13 protein-coding genes and 1 pseudogene are annotated in these 20381 nt (G+C 53.9%); 8 read left to right on the top strand and 6 right to left on the bottom strand.

Annotation, left to right across the window (positions count from 1 at the left end; genetic code table 11):
* Positions 1-13: 13 nt before the first annotated feature.
* The 5 genes and pseudogenes from ACX9GT_RS21035 to eno form a co-directional block, all read left to right on the top strand.
* Positions 14-661: pseudogene (locus ACX9GT_RS21035) on the top strand (hypothetical protein); the annotation flags it as partial.
* A 9-nt stretch (positions 662-670) separates the two neighbouring features.
* Entirely contained in the window at positions 671-2905 is a 2235-nt protein-coding gene (relA, locus tag ACX9GT_RS21030) for a GTP diphosphokinase (RefSeq protein ID WP_473188553.1), read from the top strand.
* 59 nt (positions 2906-2964) lie between these two features.
* Positions 2965-3759, top strand: coding sequence for a nucleoside triphosphate pyrophosphohydrolase (mazG, locus tag ACX9GT_RS21025; protein WP_473188552.1), 795 nt, complete (start codon positions 2965-2967; stop codon positions 3757-3759).
* A gap of 364 nt (positions 3760-4123) precedes the next feature.
* Positions 4124-5761: a glutamine hydrolyzing CTP synthase gene (gene pyrG / locus ACX9GT_RS21020; RefSeq protein WP_473188551.1), complete on the top strand. Its 1638-nt coding sequence runs from the start codon at positions 4124-4126 to the stop codon at positions 5759-5761.
* 84 nt (positions 5762-5845) lie between these two features.
* Entirely contained in the window at positions 5846-7141 is a 1296-nt protein-coding gene (gene eno / locus ACX9GT_RS21015; protein ID WP_473188550.1) for a phosphopyruvate hydratase, read from the top strand.
* Between the two features lie 94 nt (positions 7142-7235).
* On the opposite strand, the gene ACX9GT_RS21010 is transcribed toward eno, so the two are convergent.
* The 5 genes from ACX9GT_RS21010 to ACX9GT_RS20990 form a co-directional block, all read right to left on the bottom strand.
* Positions 7236-7808, bottom strand: coding sequence for a response regulator transcription factor (locus ACX9GT_RS21010; protein WP_473191657.1), 573 nt, complete (start codon positions 7806-7808; stop codon positions 7236-7238).
* A 618-nt stretch (positions 7809-8426) separates the two neighbouring features.
* Positions 8427-9815: an amino acid permease gene (locus ACX9GT_RS21005; protein WP_473188549.1), complete on the bottom strand. Its 1389-nt coding sequence runs from the start codon at positions 9813-9815 to the stop codon at positions 8427-8429.
* A 167-nt stretch (positions 9816-9982) separates the two neighbouring features.
* Complete coding sequence (hutH, locus tag ACX9GT_RS21000) at positions 9983-11518, bottom strand: histidine ammonia-lyase (RefSeq protein ID WP_473188548.1); 1536 nt, start codon at positions 11516-11518, stop codon at positions 9983-9985.
* Positions 11515-13206 (bottom strand): urocanate hydratase, encoded by a 1692-nt coding sequence (gene hutU / locus ACX9GT_RS20995; RefSeq protein WP_473188547.1) that lies wholly within the window; start codon positions 13204-13206, stop codon positions 11515-11517. The genes hutH and hutU overlap by 4 nt, the downstream gene beginning before the upstream one ends.
* Positions 13207-13663: 457 nt before the next feature.
* Complete coding sequence (locus tag ACX9GT_RS20990) at positions 13664-15007, bottom strand: MFS transporter (RefSeq protein WP_473188546.1); 1344 nt, start codon at positions 15005-15007, stop codon at positions 13664-13666.
* A gap of 348 nt (positions 15008-15355) precedes the next feature.
* On the opposite strand from ACX9GT_RS20990, the gene queE reads away from it, so the two are divergent.
* Positions 15356-16027: a 7-carboxy-7-deazaguanine synthase QueE gene (gene queE / locus ACX9GT_RS20985; RefSeq protein WP_473188545.1), complete on the top strand. Its 672-nt coding sequence runs from the start codon at positions 15356-15358 to the stop codon at positions 16025-16027.
* A gap of 30 nt (positions 16028-16057) precedes the next feature.
* Here queE and queD read toward each other — a convergent pair whose 3' ends face one another.
* Positions 16058-16417, bottom strand: coding sequence for a 6-carboxytetrahydropterin synthase QueD (queD, locus tag ACX9GT_RS20980; RefSeq protein ID WP_473188544.1), 360 nt, complete (start codon positions 16415-16417; stop codon positions 16058-16060).
* A 418-nt stretch (positions 16418-16835) separates the two neighbouring features.
* On the opposite strand from queD, the gene cysJ reads away from it, so the two are divergent.
* Both cysJ and cysI read left to right on the top strand, forming a co-directional pair.
* Positions 16836-18641 (top strand): NADPH-dependent assimilatory sulfite reductase flavoprotein subunit, encoded by a 1806-nt coding sequence (gene cysJ, locus ACX9GT_RS20975; protein WP_473188543.1) that lies wholly within the window; start codon positions 16836-16838, stop codon positions 18639-18641.
* Positions 18641-20356, top strand: a complete 1716-nt coding sequence (cysI, locus tag ACX9GT_RS20970; protein WP_473188542.1) for an assimilatory sulfite reductase (NADPH) hemoprotein subunit — start codon at positions 18641-18643, stop codon at positions 20354-20356. Before cysJ ends, cysI begins: the two co-directional genes overlap by 1 nt.
* Positions 20357-20381: the final 25 nt, after the last annotated feature.

Below are 20381 nucleotides of genomic sequence, written 5' to 3'. Positions count from 1 at the left end.
ACTGTGCGGTGAAGCGCCGTATGATCAGGTTGACGGCTACGCTTAGAGTTCAGTTTGCACGATTTTATTCAGGTTAATGCTGCAATAAATCGGCAAATTCTGGTTCAGTCCCTTGAATGGCTAGAAATTGCGCCCAATGATCGCATACTGGATCTATTTTGCGGGATGAGTAATCAGTGGCAGGCGTTGAAGGTGTTGCTACGCTGGTAGCGAATGGGCAATATAATGCGCATAAGAATTTGCTGAGTAAGCTGTCGTTTTTCCATCAGAATCGGGAAGGCGGTAAGGGTTTGATAAAGTGACGTTGGATCTTGCCCGCATTGGTGCGGCTGGAGTGATCTCACAGAGTGTAAAACTGGCACCAGAGCGGTAATGCCGGTCAGTTAAGCGCAAAGCTGCATAATTATGCAGCAGGTGCTAAAGGTGTGGCCTCCCTCTCCCTGTGGGAGAGGGAACTGGTTAGCCTTAACTGACAAGCATTACGCCAGAGCGGGGGGTTTATGTTGCCTGTAACCCCACGACGCTGGCACGTGACAGTAAAGTGCTACTGGACGCCGGTTATCGTCTTGCCCGTGTGCGGATGTTGGAGAGGTTTTCGCACTCGGGGCATCTTGAATCCATGGCGTTGGTGCTCAAAACGCCAGGAGTCGCTGCAAAGTAGGGAGAAGTTATGGTTGCGGTAAGAAGTGCGCATCTGAATACGGCGGGTGAATTCGCTCTTGATGATTGGATTGCCAGCCTGGGGCTACCTAACCCGCAGTCATGTGAGCGATTAGCCGCAACCTGGCGTTACTGCGAGCAGCAAACCAAAAGCCATGCTGATGCCCCCCTGTTGCTGTGGCGCGGCGTGGAAATGGTGGAAATCCTCTCGACCCTCAGCATGGATAACGACAGCATGCGTGCCGCGCTGCTGTTCCCGCTGGTGGACGCCGGTATCGTGCCGGAAGACATTCTGACCGAAGCCTTTGGCTCCGGCATTACTTCGCTGGTGCACGGTGTGCGTGATATGGACGCCATTCGCCAACTGAAAGCCACGCATAACGACTCGATGGGTTCCGAGCAGGTCGACAACGTGCGCCGTATGCTGTTGGCGATGGTGGAAGATTTTCGCTGCGTGGTGATCAAGCTGGCGGAGCGGATTGCCCACCTGCGTGAAGTCAAAGACGCGCCGGAAGATGAACGCGTGCTGGCGGCCAAAGAGTGTTTCAATATCTATGCCCCGCTGGCCAACCGCCTCGGTATCGGCCAACTGAAATGGGAGCTGGAAGATTTCTGCTTCCGCTATCTGCACCCAGACGAATACAAACGTATTGCCAAATTGCTGCACGAACGCCGTATCGATCGTGAACATTTTATTGATGATTTCGTGGCCGCGTTGCACCAAGCGATGGTGGATGAAGGCATCAAGGCCGAAATCTATGGCCGCCCGAAACATATCTACAGCATCTGGCGCAAGATGCAGAAAAAGTCACTGGCGTTTGATGAATTGTTCGATGTGCGCGCGGTGCGCGTGGTGGTGGAACGCTTGCAGGATTGCTATGCGGCGCTGGGCATTGTGCATACCCACTTTCGCCATCTGCCGGATGAGTTCGACGATTACGTCGCCAACCCGAAACCCAACGGCTATCAGTCGATCCATACCGTGGTGCTTGGGCCGCGGGGTAAAACGCTGGAAATCCAGATCCGTACCCGCCAGATGCACGAAGACGCTGAACTGGGCGTGGCCGCGCACTGGAAGTATAAAGAGGGCGCGGTCGTTACCGCACGTTCCGGCTACGAAGAGCGTATTGCCTGGTTGCGTAAGCTGATCGCCTGGCAGGAAGAGATGGCGGATTCGGGCGAAATGCTCGACGAAGTGCGCAGCCAGGTGTTCGACGATCGCGTTTACGTGTTTACCCCGAAAGGCGATGTGATCGATCTACCGGCGGGCTCAACGCCGCTCGATTTCGCTTACCATATTCACAGCGACGTCGGCCACCGCTGTATCGGTGCCAAAATTGGCGGCCGCATCGTGCCGTTTACCTATCAGTTGCAGATGGGCGATCAGATTGAAGTGATCACCCAGAAACAGCCGAACCCAAGCCGCGACTGGCTGAACCCGAACCTCGGCTATATCACCACCAGCCGCGGGCGCTCGAAGATCCACAACTGGTTCCGCAAGCAGGATCGTGACAAAAACATCCTGGCCGGGCGGCAGATGCTGGACAACGAGCTGGAACACCTCGGCATCAGCCTGAAAGAGGCCGAGAAGCTGCTGATCCCGCGCTATAACGTCAATTCGCTGGATGAAGTGCTGGCGAGTATTGGCGGTGGGGATATCCGCCTGAATCAGATGGTGAATTTCCTGCAAGGCAAGCTCAACAAGCCGAGCGCCGAAGAGCAGGATCGCCAGGCGCTGCGTCAGTTGACCCAGCAGAAAGCGCCATCCGCCGCTACGCGCAGCAAAGACAATGGCCGCGTAGTGGTGGAGGGCGTCGGCAATCTGATGCACCACATTGCGCGCTGCTGCCAGCCGATCCCAGGCGACGACATCATTGGCTTTATCACTCAAGGGCGAGGGATTTCGATCCACCGGGCGGATTGCGATCAACTGGCCGAGCTGCAATCCCATGCCCCGGAACGCATCGTTGATGCGGTATGGGGCGAGAGCTACTCCAGCGGCTATTCGCTGGTGGTGCGCGTGGTGGCGAACGATCGCAGCGGCTTGCTGCGTGATATCACCACGATACTGGCCAACGAGAAGGTCAACGTGCTGGGCGTCGCCAGCAGGAGTGATACCAAAAAGCAGTTGGCCACCATCGATATGGATATCGAAATCTACAACCAGCAGGTGCTGGGGCGCGTGTTAGCCAAACTTAACCAGTTGCCGGATGTGATTGACGCTAAGCGCCTACACGGTAAGTGATTTTCCTTTTTTCCTAATGGCCCAGCTTGCTGGGCCATTGATTATTCAGAGATTTTTCTATGACCCAATCCACCCCGCTGCAACGCCTGCTGAGCATCATGAAAACCTTGCGCGATCCACAGTCAGGCTGCCCGTGGGATCGCCAGCAGACCTTCGCGACCATCGCGCCTTACACGCTGGAAGAAACTTACGAAGTGCTGGACGCCATCGAGCGCCAGGATTACGCCGATCTGCGTGATGAACTGGGGGATCTGTTGTTCCAGGTGGTGTTTTATGCCCAGATGGGGCAGGAGCAAGGGCTGTTTAATTTCGACCAGATCTGCAACGCCATCAGCGACAAACTGGAGCGCCGCCATCCGCACATTTTCGGTGAGGCCGATGCCGCCGATAGCGCAGCGGTTTCCGCCCGTTGGGAGCAACTGAAGGCCGGTGAGCGCGCCGAGAAAGCGCTGCATTCGGCGCTGGACGATATTCCTAATGCTCTGCCCGCGCTGATGAAAGCCCACAAAATCCAGAAACGCTGCGCGACGGTCGGCTTCGACTGGCATACGCTGGGCCCGGTGCTGGACAAAGTGTACGAAGAGATCGACGAAGTGATGCACGAAGCGCAGCAGGCGGTGGTGGATGAGCAGAAGCTGGAAGAAGAGATTGGCGATCTGCTGTTTGCCACGGTCAACCTTTCCCGCCATCTTGGCCATAAGGCAGAAAGTGCCTTGCAGGCCGCCAACCGCAAGTTTGAACGCCGCTTCCGCCAGGTTGAAGAGATTGTGCAACAGCGCGGTCTGAAGATGGAACAGGCGACGCTGGAGCAGATGGAAGAAGCCTGGCAGCAAGTGAAACAACAGGAAAATTAATCTGAGTCTGGGCGCTCAACCGCATCACTTGTTTGATCGGCAACAAGGTTTGCTCACGCTGAAACGGTTAAGCTCGCCATCCTATCTTGCTGAATTGCGCATTATGTGGCAGAAAAGTCAACAAACTGAATTGTAAGGCGTTTTATTACGGCAGAAGGCAGTTTACCGACAAAAATTTAAGCTAACCTGTTGTTTTAAAAAGGCAGAGAGAGTGAGGCTGGCGGACTAAACCTGGATGAACTCACGGCGGTGACAGAGATGATGGATAGCAAAACGATCGTTTGTAGGTCTAGAGAGGTTCGGGTATACTACTTTCCCGTCCTGGTTCTTCCATCGTCTTTAAACCTAAACTCTCAGGTTCAGCATGACAACTAATTATATTTTTGTGACCGGCGGGGTCGTCTCCTCTCTGGGTAAAGGCATTGCCGCAGCCTCTCTGGCGGCTATTCTTGAAGCCCGTGGCCTCAACGTTACCATCATGAAACTGGACCCGTACATCAACGTGGATCCGGGCACCATGAGCCCGATTCAGCATGGGGAAGTTTTCGTCACCGAAGACGGCGCAGAAACCGATCTGGATCTGGGTCACTACGAGCGTTTCATCCGCACCAAAATGACGCGTCGTAACAACTTCACCACCGGCCGTATCTACTCCGACGTTCTGCGTAAAGAACGCCGTGGCGACTATCTGGGCGCAACCGTACAGGTTATTCCGCACATCACCAATGCCATTAAAGAACGCATTATCGAAGGCGCAGAAGGCCACGATGTGGTGCTGGTGGAGATCGGCGGCACCGTGGGTGATATCGAATCCCTGCCGTTCCTGGAAGCGATTCGCCAGATGGCGGTTGAAGTGGGCCGCGAGCACACGCTGTATATGCACCTGACTCTGGTGCCGTATCTGGCGGCTGCCGGTGAAGTGAAAACCAAACCAACCCAGCATTCGGTTAAAGAGTTGCTCTCCATCGGTATCCAGCCGGATGTGTTGATCTGCCGTTCCGATCGCACCGTGCCTGCTAACGAGCGCGCAAAAATCGCCCTGTTCTGCAACGTGCCGGAAAAAGCGGTTATCTCGCTGAAAGATATTGATTCTATTTATAAAATCCCAGGCCTATTGAAATCTCAGGGGCTGGACGACTATATTTGCAAACGATTCAATCTCAATGCGCCGGAAGCCAACCTGAGCGAGTGGGAGCAGGTGGTTTACGAAGAAGCCAATCCGGGCGGCGAAGTGACCATTGGCATGGTCGGCAAATATGTCGAACTGCCGGATGCGTACAAGTCGGTGATTGAAGCGCTGAAGCACGGTGGTCTGAAAAACCGCTTGACCGTTAATATCAAGCTGATCGATTCGCAGGATGTTGAAACTCGCGGTGTGGAAGTCCTGAAAGGGCTGGACGCGATTTTGATTCCTGGCGGCTTTGGCTACCGTGGCGTGGAAGGTAAGGTGATGACCGCGCAGTACGCGCGTGAAAATAACATTCCTTATCTGGGTATCTGCCTGGGTATGCAAGTGGCACTGATCGAGTTTGCCCGTCATGTCGCGGGCATGGCGAACGCCAACTCAACCGAGTTTGTGCCAGACTGCAAGTACCCGGTGGTGGCGTTAATCACCGAATGGCGTGACGAAGACGGTAACGTTGAAGTGCGCACCGAAGAAAGCGATTTGGGCGGCACGATGCGCGTCGGCGGGCAGCAATGTCATTTGACCGACCACAGCCTGGTGCGCCAGATGTATGGCGAGCCAACCATCGTTGAGCGCCATCGTCACCGTTATGAAGTTAACAACATGCTGTTGAAGCAGATCGAGGCCGCAGGTTTACGCGTTGCCGGTCGTTCTGCGGATAACAAGCTGGTTGAGATTATCGAGCTGCCTAACCATCCGTGGTTTGTTGCTTGCCAGTTCCACCCGGAGTTTACTTCGACGCCGCGTGATGGCCATCCGTTGTTCGCTGGTTTTGTCAAAGCGGCGGGTGAGTATCAGAAGCGTCAGGCGAAATAAGAGTTTTAGTAAGCAACGCGCGGCCAAAACCGCGCGTTGTTTGTCTGGAGTTTTAGTTTAACTTGTGACTTGAGGAAAACCCATATGTCCAAAATTGTGAAAGTCATCGGCCGTGAAATCATCGACTCACGCGGCAACCCAACTGTTGAAGCCGAAGTGCATCTGGAAGGCGGTTTCGTGGGTCTGGCTGCTGCGCCGTCAGGGGCTTCTACCGGTTCCCGTGAAGCGCTGGAACTGCGTGACGGTGACAAATCTCGTTTCCTGGGTAAAGGCGTACTGAAAGCCGTTGCTGCGGTTAATGGCCCAATTGCTCAGGCAGTACAGGGTAAAGATGCCAAAGACCAGGCTAACATCGACAAGATCATGATCGAGTTGGACGGTACTGAGAACAAATCCCTGTTTGGCGCTAACGCCATCCTGGCGGTTTCTCTGGCCGCTGCCAAGGCTGCTGCTGCTTCCAAAGGCATGCCGCTGTATGAGCACATTGCTGAACTGAACGGCACCCCAGGCAAATTCTCTATGCCTCTGCCGATGATGAACATCATCAACGGCGGCGAGCACGCAGACAACAACGTCGACATTCAGGAATTCATGATTCAGCCAGTTGGCGCGAAGACCCTGAAAGAAGCCGTGCGTATGGGTTCTGAAGTGTTCCATCACCTGGCAAAAGTGCTGAAGTCCAAAGGGATGAACACGGCGGTGGGTGACGAAGGTGGCTACGCGCCAAACCTGGGTTCTAACGCTGAAGCTCTGGCGGTTATCGCTGAAGCGGTGAAAGCGGCAGGCTACGAACTGGGTAAAGACATTACCCTGGCGATGGACTGTGCGGCGTCTGAATTCTACAAAGACGGCAAATATGTGCTGGCTGGCGAAGGCAACAAAGCCTTCACCTCTGAAGAGTTCACTCACTTCCTGGAAGATCTGACCAAACAGTACCCAATCGTTTCTATCGAAGACGGTCTGGATGAATCTGACTGGGCTGGTTTTGCTTACCAGACCAAAGTGCTGGGCGACAAGATCCAACTGGTGGGTGACGATCTGTTCGTTACCAACACCAAGATCCTGAAAGAAGGCATCGATAAAGGTATCGCTAACTCTATCCTGATCAAATTCAACCAGATCGGTTCTTTGACCGAAACTCTGGCGGCGATCAAGATGGCAAAAGATGCAGGCTACACTGCGGTGATCTCTCACCGTTCAGGTGAAACCGAAGATGCTACCATCGCTGACCTGGCGGTAGGTACTGCGGCTGGCCAGATCAAAACCGGTTCTATGAGCCGTTCTGACCGCGTTGCTAAATACAACCAACTGATCCGTATCGAAGAAGCGCTGGGCAACCGCGCACCGTTTAATGGCCTGAAAGAAGTTAAAGGTCAGTAATCGTTATAACGGCTTTGTTTGTTTACGGGGAGTGTCATTAGACACTCCCCGTTTTTTATTGTGACTGACTCCCCAGCGCTGCGGCTGAAGCGAGTTACAGCATGGCGATCATTTTCAGCAGTTCTACGCGGTTGCGAATGCCGAATTTTTTACCCGCATTGTTCAGATGGGAGTAGATGGTCTTCGGATGCAGGTGCAAGCGTTGCGCAATGTTACCAATGCTGGTATTACGCGCTATCTCACAGAGCACCATGATTTCACCGGGCGTAATTATCGCCGGTTTCTTGGTTCCCCACATATGACCATTTGCTACAGGTTCTTTTTGTTCTATTAAGAGCATGCACATTTCAAGCACCACATTTATCTTTTCTTTCTTATTCAATAACGCATCCGGATGTGCGCGGGCGATCAACGCCAAGATTAAGGGCGAGGCTTTATCGATGAAAAACAGCGTTTTGATTTTAGGATGACACGTCCTCAGTTTTTCAAGAAAAAGAAGATACTCTTCAAAAAGATAAATCTGTTCGGGGAAGCTCATTATTACCAGATTCGGGGGAGGTTCTTCCGAACGCAACAGGCTTATGGAAGGGTGTGATAAACAAATAATATCTTGTGCCAGCAGTGCCTTCATTCCTAGTTGGCACAGTGGCGAGTGGTCAATATACATAATGCCCACACTGATTCTCCTTTTCAGCAAATTAACCGCACTGTTTCACAGTATCTATATAATGTCATGGTTTATTTTGGGCCATTAACTGGCAAGGGTGAAAAGGATAAGTGATTGATAATAAATGACTAATACTATGTATGGATAATGCTTGAATAGTGACGTGACTGTTTCAGCATGTTTCATTTTGGCAGGTAATTCAAACAAATTGACAAGATTCTGAACATGTTATGTCATTGTTATAAAATAGGTTTATAAACACTCTCTCATTGGGCACTGTCAATGCTGTGATTAGCAATGCTCGGTTAAAAAACAGTATTCGACTCGGTTATTATGATGAAATAATCTCCATAAAATAAGTGGAGAAACTATTTTTTAAGTAAATACTTAATTAAAATTAAGAAGCGTGCCGATAAAATAAAATACGTTATAAGGGCAAGTTGATGTTGTTTATCGAAAGCGCTCGCTGAGTTCTGCGCGGTTTTGCACAATCAGCTTAACCCCGTTCTTCAGCGGTGCTGAGAAGCGGCAATAAAGCATGGGGCGATATAAGGTTTGAAAAGCAGACTTAGTGCAACCAACTGCCCTAAGCCTGCTTAAGTAACGCTAAATCTATTCTTACATATTTTGCGCTGAGGCTACGGCGGATGGGGTTTTCTTACGTACCCACAGCCAGTAGGCCAGGGTGAGGAAGGCCACCCAGACCAGGCCGACATACAGCGCGATGCGGCTTGCTTCGAAATAACCCAACAGACCGATCACAAACAACATGAATACGGTTGCCACCGCCGGAGCAACGGGCCACCAGGGCACCGGGAAACTCAGTTGGCTGACTTCTTCTTTGCTGAGCGTGCGGCGCATGGCGATCTGCGAGAGCAGGATCATCAGCCATACCCAAACGGTGGCAAAGGTGGCGATCGAGGCAATGATCATGAAGATCTGTTTCGGAATGAAATAGTTGAGTACCACCGCCAGCAGCAGCGCGATGGACATTACCAACACCGTCATCCAAGGGACTCCGCTGGCGGTCAACTTAGAGAAGCTTTTCGGTGCCTGGCCGTCGTGGGCCATGCCGTACATCATGCGGCCTGCGCCAAAAATGTCGCTGTTGATGGCAGAGATGGCGGCGGTGATCACCACGACGTTCAACACGTTGGCGGCGGAACTGATCCCCAGATTGCTGAAGATTTCCACGAACGGGCTGCCTTTCTGACCGATGCTGTTCCAGGGATAGATCGCCATCAGCACCAATAGGGTCAATACGTAGAATAACAGTATGCGAATTGGCACGGAGTTGATGGCTTTTGGCAGCACGGTGGCCGGATCTTTGGCCTCACTGGCGGTGATACCGATAATTTCAATACCGCCGAAGGCAAACATCACCACGGCCAGTGAAGCCACGACGCCGCCAATGCCGTTTGGCATAAAGCCGCCGTGCTGCCACAGGTTACTGAAGCCGGTGGCTTCATGCGTTTGGCCGAAGCCAAACATCATTACTGCCGCACCACCGATGATCATCGCCACAATGGCCGCGACTTTCACCAGTGAAAGCCAGAACTCCATTTCACCGAATACTTTGACGCTGCACATGTTGAGCGCGCCGATAAACATAATGATGCTCAGTACCCAAACCCACTGTGCGACATCTGGGAACCACAGCCCCATATAGATACCAAAAGCCGTGACGTCGGCCAGGGCTACGATCACCATTTCAAAGGTATAGGTCCAACCGGTGAGAAACCCGGCCAATGGGCCAAGATAGTGGCTGGCGTAATGGCCGAATGAGCCGGAAACCGGCTGATGAACCGCCATTTCCCCCAGCGCACGCATCACCATAAACACCGCCGCCCCGCCGACCAGATAGGCCAGGAGGACGGCAGGGCCAGCCAGTTGAATAGCGCCTGCGGAACCGTAGAACAGCCCGGTGCCGATGGCGGAACCCAAGGCCATAAAGCGAATGTGCCGTGCGTTCAAGCCGCGCCGGAGTTGAGTTTTTTCGTTACGCATGTTGCTTCCCCGTTTTAGAGTTGTTGTCGGACAGGCAGCACTGCCCACATCGGGGAAACGAGCCCGATGGGACAGAGTACGAACTTGCAGGGTATATCCCTTTTGTCATGCAAACCGCAACTTTGTCGGCTGCGATTTGCAATCCAGAGGGCAGATTAAAGAAACGGCTACGCCTGGCTAGGCAACAGCGCCGCGGGTATTAGTGATGTCAGATGACCGGCCGCCAACAGCGCACTGGCGGCTTCGATATCGGGAGCGAAGAACCGATCCTTATCGTAGTAGCTGACATATTCGCGCAGCAGGCGGCGCGCCTGTTCCAGACCTGCGGTGGTTTGCAGACCCTTACGCAGATCCAGCCCTTGGCAGGCCGCCAGCCACTCTACCGCCAGGATACCGCGCACGTTATCGGCCATTTCCCACAGGCGACGGCCAGCGGCTGGGGCCATAGAAACGTGGTCTTCCTGGTTGGCCGACGTCGGAATACTGTCGACGCTGGCCGGGTGTGCCAGTGCTTTGTTCTCGCTGGTCAAGGCTGCCGCCGTGACCTGAGCGATCATAAAGCCAGAGTTCACGCCGCCGTTATCCACCAGGAATGGCGGTAGCTGCGACATGTGTTTATCCATCATCAGAGAAATACGGCGCTCGGCGAGCGAACCGATTTCAGCGAACGCCAGCGCCAGATTATCGGCGGCCATGGCTACCGGTTCGGCGTGGAAATTACCGCCGGACAGCACATCACCTTGGTCAGCAAACACCAGCGGGTTATCGGACACCGCGTTGGCTTCGATTACCAGCACTTCGGCCGCATTGCGGATCTGCGTCAGGCAGGCTCCCATCACCTGTGGCTGGCAGCGCAGGGAGTAGGGATCCTGCACTTTTTCGCAGTTGTGGTGCGAGTCAGATATAGCGCTACGCTCCCCCAACAGATGGCGATACGCGGTGGCAGCATCGATCTGGCCACGTTGGCCGCGCACTTCATGGATCCGTGCGTCGAACGGGCTGCGGGAACCCAGAGCCGCTTCTACCGTCAGGCTGCCAGTGACGGTCGCCGCTGCGTACAGATCTTCTGCATCAAACAGGCCGCGCAGGGCAAAGGCGGCAGAAACCTGTGTACCGTTCAGCAATGCCAGCCCTTCTTTGGCTGCCAACTGAATTGGCTTCAGGCCCGCTTTGGCCAGCGCTTCCACCGCTGGCAACCATTCGCCCTGATAACGGGCTTTGCCTTCACCCAGCAATACCAGGCTCATGTGCGCCAGCGGTGCCAGATCGCCGGAAGCACCGACGGAACCCTTCAGCGGAATATGCGGATAGACTTCGGCATTCACCAGAGCCATCAAGGCCTGAATCACCTCCAGACGGATACCGGAAAAACCGCGCGACAGGCTGTTGATCTTCAGCACCATGATCAGGCGCACCAGATTGTCATCGGTCGGCGCGCCAACGCCGGCGGCGTGGGAAAGCACAAGGGAGCGCTGGAGATTTTCCAGATCGTCACGGGCAATACGGCTTGAGGCCAACAGACCAAAACCCGTGTTGATCCCATAGGTGGTGCGGTTTTCTTCCACAATGCGCTCTACACAGGCCACGCTTTGTTGGATCGCGCTATAAGCATGGTCGTCCAGAGTCAGTTTTACCGGCTGTTGATAAACCTGGCGCAGCTCGGCAAGCGTCAGTTTGCCTGGGCGAATAGTCAGTGCTTTCATGCTTTGTCTCCCTGAGTGGCCGCGATCATTGGTAGGTTGAGGCCCTGCTCGCATGCACAATCGATAGCAATATCATAGCCTGCGTCAGCATGACGCATCACGCCGGTGGCCGGATCGTTATGCAGCACGCGAGCGATACGCTCAGCGGCCTCGTCGGTGCCGTCACAGACGATCACCATCCCAGAATGCTGCGAGAAGCCCATGCCGACGCCACCGCCGTGGTGCAGGGAAACCCAGGTCGCGCCGCTGGCGGTGTTGAGCAGGGCATTGAGCAGCGGCCAGTCGGATACCGCATCGGAACCGTCCTTCATCGATTCGGTTTCGCGGTTCGGGCTGGAGACGGAACCGGAGTCCAGATGGTCACGACCAATCACGATCGGTGCAGAAAGCTCGCCACGGCGTACCATTTCGTTGAACGCCAGCCCCAGCTTGGCGCGTTGGCCCAAACCGACCCAGCAGATACGTGCCGGTAAGCCCTGGAAGCTGATGCGCTCACGCGCCATATCCAGCCAGCGATGCAGATGTTCATCGTCTGGGATCAGCTCTTTGACCATCGCATCAGTTTTGTAGATATCCTGCGGATCGCCGGATAATGCAGCCCAGCGGAACGGGCCGATGCCGCGACAGAACAATGGGCGGATGTAAGCTGGGACAAATCCTGGGAAATCAAAGGCATTGCTGACGCCCATCTCTTTGGCCATCTGGCGGATGTTGTTGCCATAGTCAAAGGTTGGCACGCCCATTTTCTGGAAGGCCAGCATGGCCTCAACATGTTCGGCCATCGATTGCTTGGCCGCTTTAACCACCAGCGCGGGTTCGGTCTGTGCGCGGCGGCGATACTCTTCCCAGCTCCAGCCTTTCGGCAGATAACCGTTCAGCGGATCGTGGGCGCTGGTCTGATCGGTGACCATATCTGGGCGCACGCCGCGTTTGACCAACTCCGGCAGGATCTCGGCCGCATTACCACACAGGGCGATGGAGATGGCTTTGCCTTCGGCGGTGTAGCGCTTGATGCGTGCCAGTGCATCGTCCAGATCGGTGGCCTGCTCATCGACATAGCGGGTCTTCAGGCGGAAATCGATGCGGCTCTGCTGACATTCAATATTCAGCGAGCAGGCCCCGGCCAGCGTGGCGGCCAGTGGCTGCGCGCCGCCCATGCCACCCAAGCCTGCGGTCAGCACCCAGCGGCCTTGCAGGCTGCCGTTGTAATGCTGGCGGCCAGCTTCGACGAAGGTTTCATAGGTGCCCTGCACGATGCCCTGGCTGCCGATGTAGATCCAACTGCCAGCGGTCATCTGGCCATACATCGCCAAGCCTTTGGCATCCAGTTCGTTGAAGTGTTCCCAGGTCGCCCAATGAGGCACCAGGTTGGAGTTGGCGATCAGCACACGCGGGGCATTGCTGTGGGTTTTGAATACGCCGACCGGTTTGCCGGACTGCACCAGCAGGGTTTCGTCGTCTTCCAGTTTTTTGAGGGTTTCAACAATCTTGTCGTAACAATCCCAATCACGGGCAGCGCGGCCAATACCACCGTACACCACCAGCTCGTGCGGGTTTTCCGCCACGTCAGGATCGAGGTTGTTCATCAGCATACGCAGGGGGGCTTCGGTCTGCCAACTCTTGGCATTTAATTGAGTGCCGCGGGGTGCACGTATATCGACGTTGCGAACTTTGTTATTTGCAGTCACAGCTATTTCCTCAAACAGTATCGGTACAAATTTTATGACGTAGCAGATCACTCACCATGCCATAACAATGCGTCGGGATAATTAACATATACTTGTATGTACAAGCATATGCAACACTGACCAATAAGCGCTGAAAAAACCATAAGAGAAAGCGATTTCTTTTTTTAATCAATCGAATAGGCGCGGTTTTAGCAGAAAAACCATGAATTGAGCCCGGCAGAATAGTGAGTTGCTCTGCAAAAATGAATTAAAGTAGCGTCATTTTTGCGCGTTAAATCACAATAATTTTACATACCCATTACAAGTTAGCTGTAAGGATTAAAAAGTCGTACTACGGAAGAGGAGGATTCGTAGTTATCTGCCCGCTGGAGCCGTGAAGGGGAGGTATTTATGCTCCCCTTGGTAGTGAGCTCGGAGAATGGCTTGATCGCTCGTGGCAATTTCCAATCGATGGCTTTTACGAAAGCACGGGTTGAGCAAGCTGTGGCTTACGCGTCATCTTAAATAGGGTCGCCATCGCGGCCACCAGCGCCGGTATGCACAGGAACATCAGGATACTTTGTATTTCCCACTGCATTGCCAGCAACTGGGCCGCCATCATGGTGCCTGCCACACCACCAAAACGGCCAATACCTTGCATCCAGGCGATTCCCGTGGCACGGCTATGTGTGGGGTAAAAGGTGGCCGCCAGGGTTTGCAGGCCGGATTGTGCTCCGTTCATGGTAATCCCCATCAGGAAGATGAACGCACCAAGCAGCAGGATATGGGTATCTTCGGTTGCCATTGCCATAATCAACAGCGTGGTGACCGCAAAACCACCAGAAACCACCTTATGGGCATTCCAGCGATCCATCAGCCAACCGGCCACCAGTATCCCCAAAGTGCCACCAAAGGTGAACAGCGAAGTCAGGAATGCGGATTGCTCAAGTTGGTAGCCCAATCCCTGCATCAGGAGCGGCATCCAGCTCAGTAGTACGTAATAGATCACCAGCCCCATAAAATAGGTTAACCACAGCATGAGTGTGCCCACCAGATATGGGCGGCTGAACAGCAGACCGACACTGGTTTTTGACTCGGCCAGCTTGTCTTCATACAAATAGAAATGCGTGACGCTGCTGATATTCTGGCTGACAAAACGCTGGGCGATCCGCTTGATTTTTAATGCATCCTGACCGCGGTTAACCATGTATTTGACCGATTCTGGCAGGAACAGGATCAGCAACACGGTAAGCAGCAGTGGGGCAATGGCTCCTAGCAACAGCACAGTGTGCCAGCCGTAGGCAGGGATCAGCCAGGAAGAAATAGCGCCGCCACCTGCGGCCCCCAGTGGGAATCCACAGTACATGGTATTGATAGCCAGTGAACGGCAGCGCTGCGGTGCATATTCTGAAATCAGCGTAATGGCGTTGGGCATTGCTGCACCCAATCCGAGGCCGGTGAGGAAACGCCACAGCGTCAGGCTGTTGAGCGAACCCGCATAGGCAGTGGCCAGGCTGGACAGGCCAAAAAACAGACAGGAGAAGATAAGAACCCGCTTGCGGCCAATGCGATCAGAAATTGGCCCGGCGACCAAGGCACCCAGCGAAAGGCCAAGCAGCGCAGCGCTGAGTACCGGCCCAAGATCCTGTTTTGCGATCCCCCAGTCTTTGGCAACCGAAGGCGCGATGTAGCCCATGGCCGCCGTATCGTAACCATCAATGGCCAGGATCAGAAAGCCCAGAATGATTAAGGTCCAGTGAAATAGTGAAAACTTGCTGTCATCAATGGCTTGCTGGATATTCAATTCAGTGGAATTAACCATAAACCCCCTCTAAATGCAGATGTGATATCCCCGATTTTTAAACTTGGGGGACGCAGACTGATGAATGAAACGGTGTCTTGCTTGTGCTTGCCTGTATATACATCTGCGTCGTCATTAGGGGCTATGTCAAATATATTTATCTTATTTGTTGATTTTATGTTTATTGCGCGCAGTGGGATGTACTGCCCGTGCGGCTATCATCCATTAATAAATTTCATAAATAAGGAAATTAATCGAAAGGATATGCTGGCTGGGGCTCAGGTAAAAAATTTAATACAATCTTCCTGATTTGGTCGTAAGAACAGGATCTGCGATAATGCGTTTTTACCCTGCCTGATTGAGAAAACGATGCAGTATCCGATTAACGAGATGTTCCAAACCTTGCAAGGGGAAGGCTATTTTACTGGCGTTCCGGCTATTTTTATCCGCTTGCAGGGCTGCCCGGTGGGGTGTAGCTGGTGCGATACCAAACATACCTGGGAAAAGGATGCCGATCGGGAAGTGGATATGCAGCGGATCCTGGTGAAAACCGCCGAAAGCGATGCCTGGGGCAGCGCCAGCGGCGAGCAACTGCTTAAGGTGATCCAGCAGCAGGGCTATACCGCGCGCCATATTGTGATCACCGGTGGTGAACCCTGTATCTACGATCTGATCCCGCTGACGACATTGTTTGAAAACAGTGGCTATGGCTGCCAGATAGAAACCAGTGGCACCCATGAAATCCTCTGTTCCGCCAATACCTGGGTGACGGTTTCACCAAAAGTAAACATGCGCGGTGGAATGAAAGTCTTGCAGCAAGCGCTGGTGCGTGCTGATGAGATCAAACACCCGGTCGGGCGTGAGCGTGATATCGAGGCACTGGATGAGTTATTGGCAACGCTGCGCGATGAGAAGCGCCGTATCATCGCGCTGCAACCGATCAGCCAGAAAGAAGAGGCGACGCGTTTGTGTATTGCAACCTGCATCGCCCGCAACTGGCGGCTTTCGATGCAGACGCATAAGTATTTGAATATTGCATAAAATCAAGGCGCCGATCGGCGCCTTTATCTTTCAACCCTTATACACGCAGCCTGCGGTACAGGTTTCTTTCACCATTACCGCCGTCAATTCCGGCAATTGCGGTTTGAGCTGTTGCCAGATCCAGGCGGCAAGCACTTCGCTGGTGGGATTTTCCAATCCTGGAATATCGTTGAGATAATGGTGATCCAGGCGTTGCCAAATCGGATCAAACACCACCTTCAGTTCGGCAAAATCCATTACCCAACCGGTGTGTGCATCCACTTCACCGGTGACTTCCAGGCGCACCATAAAAGAATGCCCGTGCAGGCGGCCACATTTGTGGCCCTCGGGAACGTGTGGCAAGCGATGGGCGGCTTCAAACAGAAAATCTTTAAACAGCGTGGTTGCCATTATTTTGGCCTCATTGATTCAAAAAACGCCGCACAGTGTAGCGAAAAGCGGCTTTGCTTACCATTTATACCCTTCCGTACCTTTAGTCTTTCAAATCACCGCTGCTCAGCAACCTGGGCTTAACACTTTTTTTGTTTGGTCTGCGTGCGGCTTATCGGATGAGGTCGTCAACCATAAATGCGATTCATTCCATAAAGAGTAAAAAAAGTGTCTTATTTTCATAGTGATAAAAAAATGCTCTTAACGCTTTAACCGCTATCCGTTACCAGAAAAACAGCTTAGTCATTTTGGTTATTAATTATTGCTATCCCTTATTTATTCGTTGCAATGGTGCTCGGTAACCTTACAAACTCTCCTGATCTTTTCAGGCAAGCAAACAGCGACTGACACTGGCTAAGCATAGGATATCCGTACTGCGATGACGACTCAGGCTCCTCCAACATCTTTGCTCCCGCTAACACCCGAACAGTTGGCGCGCCTTCAGGCCGCAATTGGTGAGTATTCACCAACGCAACTGGCGTGGCTGTCCGGTTACTTCTGGGGAATGGTTAATCAGCAACCGGGAGCTGTCGCTAACGCGCCAGCGGTGTCTGCTGCCGCTGTGGCCAGCATTACCGTGATTTCTGCTTCCCAGACTGGCAATGCGCGCCGGTTGGCGGAACAGCTGCGTGACGATCTGCTGGCGGCCAAACTGAGCGTCACCTTGGTTAACGCAGGTGACTACAAATTCAAGCAAATCGCTCAGGAACGCCTGCTGGTGGTGGTGGCCTCTACCCAAGGAGAAGGTGAACCGGCGGAAGAAGCGGTCGCGCTGCATAAATTCCTGCATTCGAAAAAAGCGCCAAAACTTACCGATACCGCCTTTGCCGTATTCGGTTTAGGCGATACTTCTTACGAGAACTTCTGTCAGTCCGGTAAAGATTTTGACACCAAGCTGGCCGAACTGGGCGCAGAACGCTTGGTTGAACGCATTGATGCCGATGTGGAATATCAGGAACTGGCAATCGCTTGGCGCAAGCAGGTGGTGGAAGTGCTGAAGGGGCGTGCGCCCGCAGAAAGCAGCGCGCAGAGCGTATTGGCGAGCGGTGCCGTTGATCTGATCGATAGCAGCCCTTACAGCAAAGAACAGCCGTTGACCGCACAACTGGCGGTGAAGCAACAGATCACCGGCCGTGGCTCAGATAAAGATGTGCGCCATATCGAAATTGACCTAGGGGATTCCGGCTTGCGTTATCAGCCGGGGGATGCGCTGGGCGTCTGGTTTGACAATGATCCAGAACTGGTGAATGAGTTGGCGCAACTGTTGTGGCTGAAAGGCGACGAACCGGTTGAAGTCGAAGGTAAAACCCTGCTGCTGCGCGAGGCGTTGCGCACTCACTTCGAACTGACGCAGAACACCACGCCGATCGTGGAAAAGTATGCTGCATTGTCGCGCGATGAAAAACTGATTGGCCTGCTGGCCGATAAAACCAAGCTACAGCACTACGCGCACAATACGCCGATTGTCGATATGGTGCGCCAGGCTCCGGCGGATTTGAACGCCGAGCAGTTGCTTGGCCTGCTGCGCCCGCTGACGCCGCGTTTGTATTCGATCGCCTCTTCTCAGGCAGAGAATGAAAACGAAGTGCATATCACCGTGGGCGTAGTGCGCTACGACATCGACGGCCGCGCACGTGCGGGCGGTGCCTCCAGCTTCTTGGCGGATCGCCTGGAAGAAGAGGGCGATCTGCGGGTGTTTATCGAACATAACGACAACTTCCGCCTGCCCGCTAACCCAGAAACACCGGTGATCATGATCGGCCCCGGCACCGGTATTGCGCCGTTCCGCGCCTTTATGCAGCAGCGTGAAGCCGATGGCGCTGCGGGGAAAAACTGGCTGTTCTTTGGCAACCCGCATTTCACCGAAGATTTCCTGTATCAGGTTGAATGGCAACGCTATGTGAAAGACGGCTTACTGACCCGCATCGATCTGGCCTGGTCGCGCGATCAGCAGCATAAAGTCTACGTGCAGGACAAACTGCGCGAGCAGGGTGCAGAGGTTTGGAACTGGATCCAGCAAGGCGCGCACATTTATGTCTGTGGCGATGCTAACCGCATGGCGAAAGACGTTGAAAACACATTATTAGCACTGGTGGCCGAGCACGGTGGTATGGATACCGAGCAGGCAGATGAATTTTTAAGTGAGCTGCGCTTTGAGCGCCGTTATCAGCGGGATGTGTACTGATGAGTGATAAACACCCTGGGCCTCTGGTTGTGGCAGGCAAACTGGCCGATGCCGAGCGCTTGAAGAAAGAGAGCAACTTCCTGCGCGGCACCATTGCGGAGGATTTAAAAGACGGCCTGACCGGCGGCTTCAATGGCGACAACTTCCTGCTGATCCGTTTCCACGGCATGTACCAGCAGGACGACCGTGATATTCGCGCCGAACGTGCCGAACAAAAGCTGGAACCGCGCCACGCTATGATGCTGCGCTGCCGCCTGCCGGGGGGGATTATCACCCCGCAGCAGTGGCTGGGCATCGACAAATTTGCGCAGGAAAGCACCCTGTACGGCAGCATCCGTATTACCAACCGGCAGACGTTCCAGTTTCACGGCATCCTGAAAGGCAATGTGAAGCCGGTGCATCAGTTGCTGAACCGCCTGGGGCTGGACGCGCTGGCAACGGCTAATGACGTTAACCGCAACGTGCTCTGTACGTCGAACCCGGTAGAGTCTGAACTGCATCAGCAAGCCTACGAGTGGGCGAAGAAAATTTCTGAGCACCTGCTGCCGCGCACCCGCGCCTATGCAGAAGTGTGGCTGGATCAAGAAAAGGTCGCAACCACCGATGAAGAGCCGATCCTCGGGGCCACCTATCTGCCGCGTAAGTTTAAAACTACGGTGGTAATCCCGCCGCAAAACGATGTCGATCTGCACGCTAATGATATGAACTTTGTGGCTATCGCCAAAAACGGCAAGCTGGTGGGCTTTAACCTGTTGGTGGGCGGTGGTCTGTCGATCGAGCATGGCAATAAGAAAACCTATGCGCGCAAGGCGAGCGAATTCGGTTATATCCCGCTAGAGCACACGCTGGCGGTGGCTGAAGCAGTGGTCACCACCCAGCGTGACTGGGGGAACCGTACCGATCGCAAGAATGCCAAAACTAAATACACGCTTGAACGTGTTGGTGTGGACACCTTCCGCGCCGAAGTGGAAAAACGCGCCGGTATTACCTTCGAACCGGTGCGCCCGTATGAATTTACCGGTCGTGGCGATCGTATCGGCTGGGTAAAAGGCATTGATAAACAGTGGCACCTGACGCTGTTTATTGAGAATGGCCGCCTGCTGGACTATCCGGAGCGCCCGTTGAAAACCGGTATGGCCGAGATCGCCAAGATCCACAAGGGCGATTTCCGCCTGACGGCCAACCAAAACCTGATTGTGGCCGGAGTTGCGGAGAGTGAGAAGGCGAAGATCGAAGCGTTGGCGCGCAAGCATGGCCTGATCGACGATACGGTCAGCGAGCAACGCAAGAACTCGATGGCCTGCGTGTCCTATCCCACTTGCCCATTGGCGATGGCAGAAGCTGAACGCTTCTTGCCCGAGTTTGTCACCAAGGTGGAAGACATCATGCAGCAGCATGGCGTTGGCGATGAACATATTGTATTACGCATCACCGGTTGCCCGAACGGCTGTGGCCGTGCGCTGCTGGCGGAGATCGGCCTGGTGGGCAAAGCGATTGGCCGCTACAACCTGCATTTGGGCGGCAACCGCGAAGGCACGCGTATTCCACGCATGTACCGTGAGAATATTAATGAAGCCGATATTTTGCAGGAAATTGACCAACTGGTAGGCCGCTGGGCGCAAGAGCGCAATGCGGGCGAAGGTTTTGGCGATTTCACGATCCGCACCGGGATTGTCCGGCCGGTAGTGGATTCAGCGCGGGATTTTTGGGATTAAAACGCGGCATGCGAGTCGGGTAAGG

The organism is Serratia sp. YWN4 (assembly GCF_055790845.1).
The sequence above is the reverse complement of the archived record's forward strand: the minus strand, read 5'-3'. Positions and strand labels throughout refer to the sequence as shown.

Coding starts and splice junctions, on each gene's coding strand:
- hutH (WP_473188548.1), bottom strand. CDS start 11,518: ATGAAAGCACTGACTATTCGCCCAGGCAAACTGACGCTTGCCGAGCTG.
- ACX9GT_RS21010 (WP_473191657.1), bottom strand. CDS start 7,808: ATGTATATTGACCACTCGCCACTGTGCCAACTAGGAATGAAGGCACTG.
- ACX9GT_RS20990 (WP_473188546.1), bottom strand. CDS start 15,007: ATGGTTAATTCCACTGAATTGAATATCCAGCAAGCCATTGATGACAGC.
- pyrG (WP_473188551.1), top strand. CDS start 4,124: ATGACAACTAATTATATTTTTGTGACCGGCGGGGTCGTCTCCTCTCTG.
- cysI (WP_473188542.1), top strand. CDS start 18,641: ATGAGTGATAAACACCCTGGGCCTCTGGTTGTGGCAGGCAAACTGGCC.
- relA (WP_473188553.1), top strand. CDS start 671: ATGGTTGCGGTAAGAAGTGCGCATCTGAATACGGCGGGTGAATTCGCT.
- cysJ (WP_473188543.1), top strand. CDS start 16,836: ATGACGACTCAGGCTCCTCCAACATCTTTGCTCCCGCTAACACCCGAA.
- queE (WP_473188545.1), top strand. CDS start 15,356: ATGCAGTATCCGATTAACGAGATGTTCCAAACCTTGCAAGGGGAAGGC.
- ACX9GT_RS21005 (WP_473188549.1), bottom strand. CDS start 9,815: ATGCGTAACGAAAAAACTCAACTCCGGCGCGGCTTGAACGCACGGCAC.
- eno (WP_473188550.1), top strand. CDS start 5,846: ATGTCCAAAATTGTGAAAGTCATCGGCCGTGAAATCATCGACTCACGC.
- queD (WP_473188544.1), bottom strand. CDS start 16,417: ATGGCAACCACGCTGTTTAAAGATTTTCTGTTTGAAGCCGCCCATCGC.
- mazG (WP_473188552.1), top strand. CDS start 2,965: ATGACCCAATCCACCCCGCTGCAACGCCTGCTGAGCATCATGAAAACC.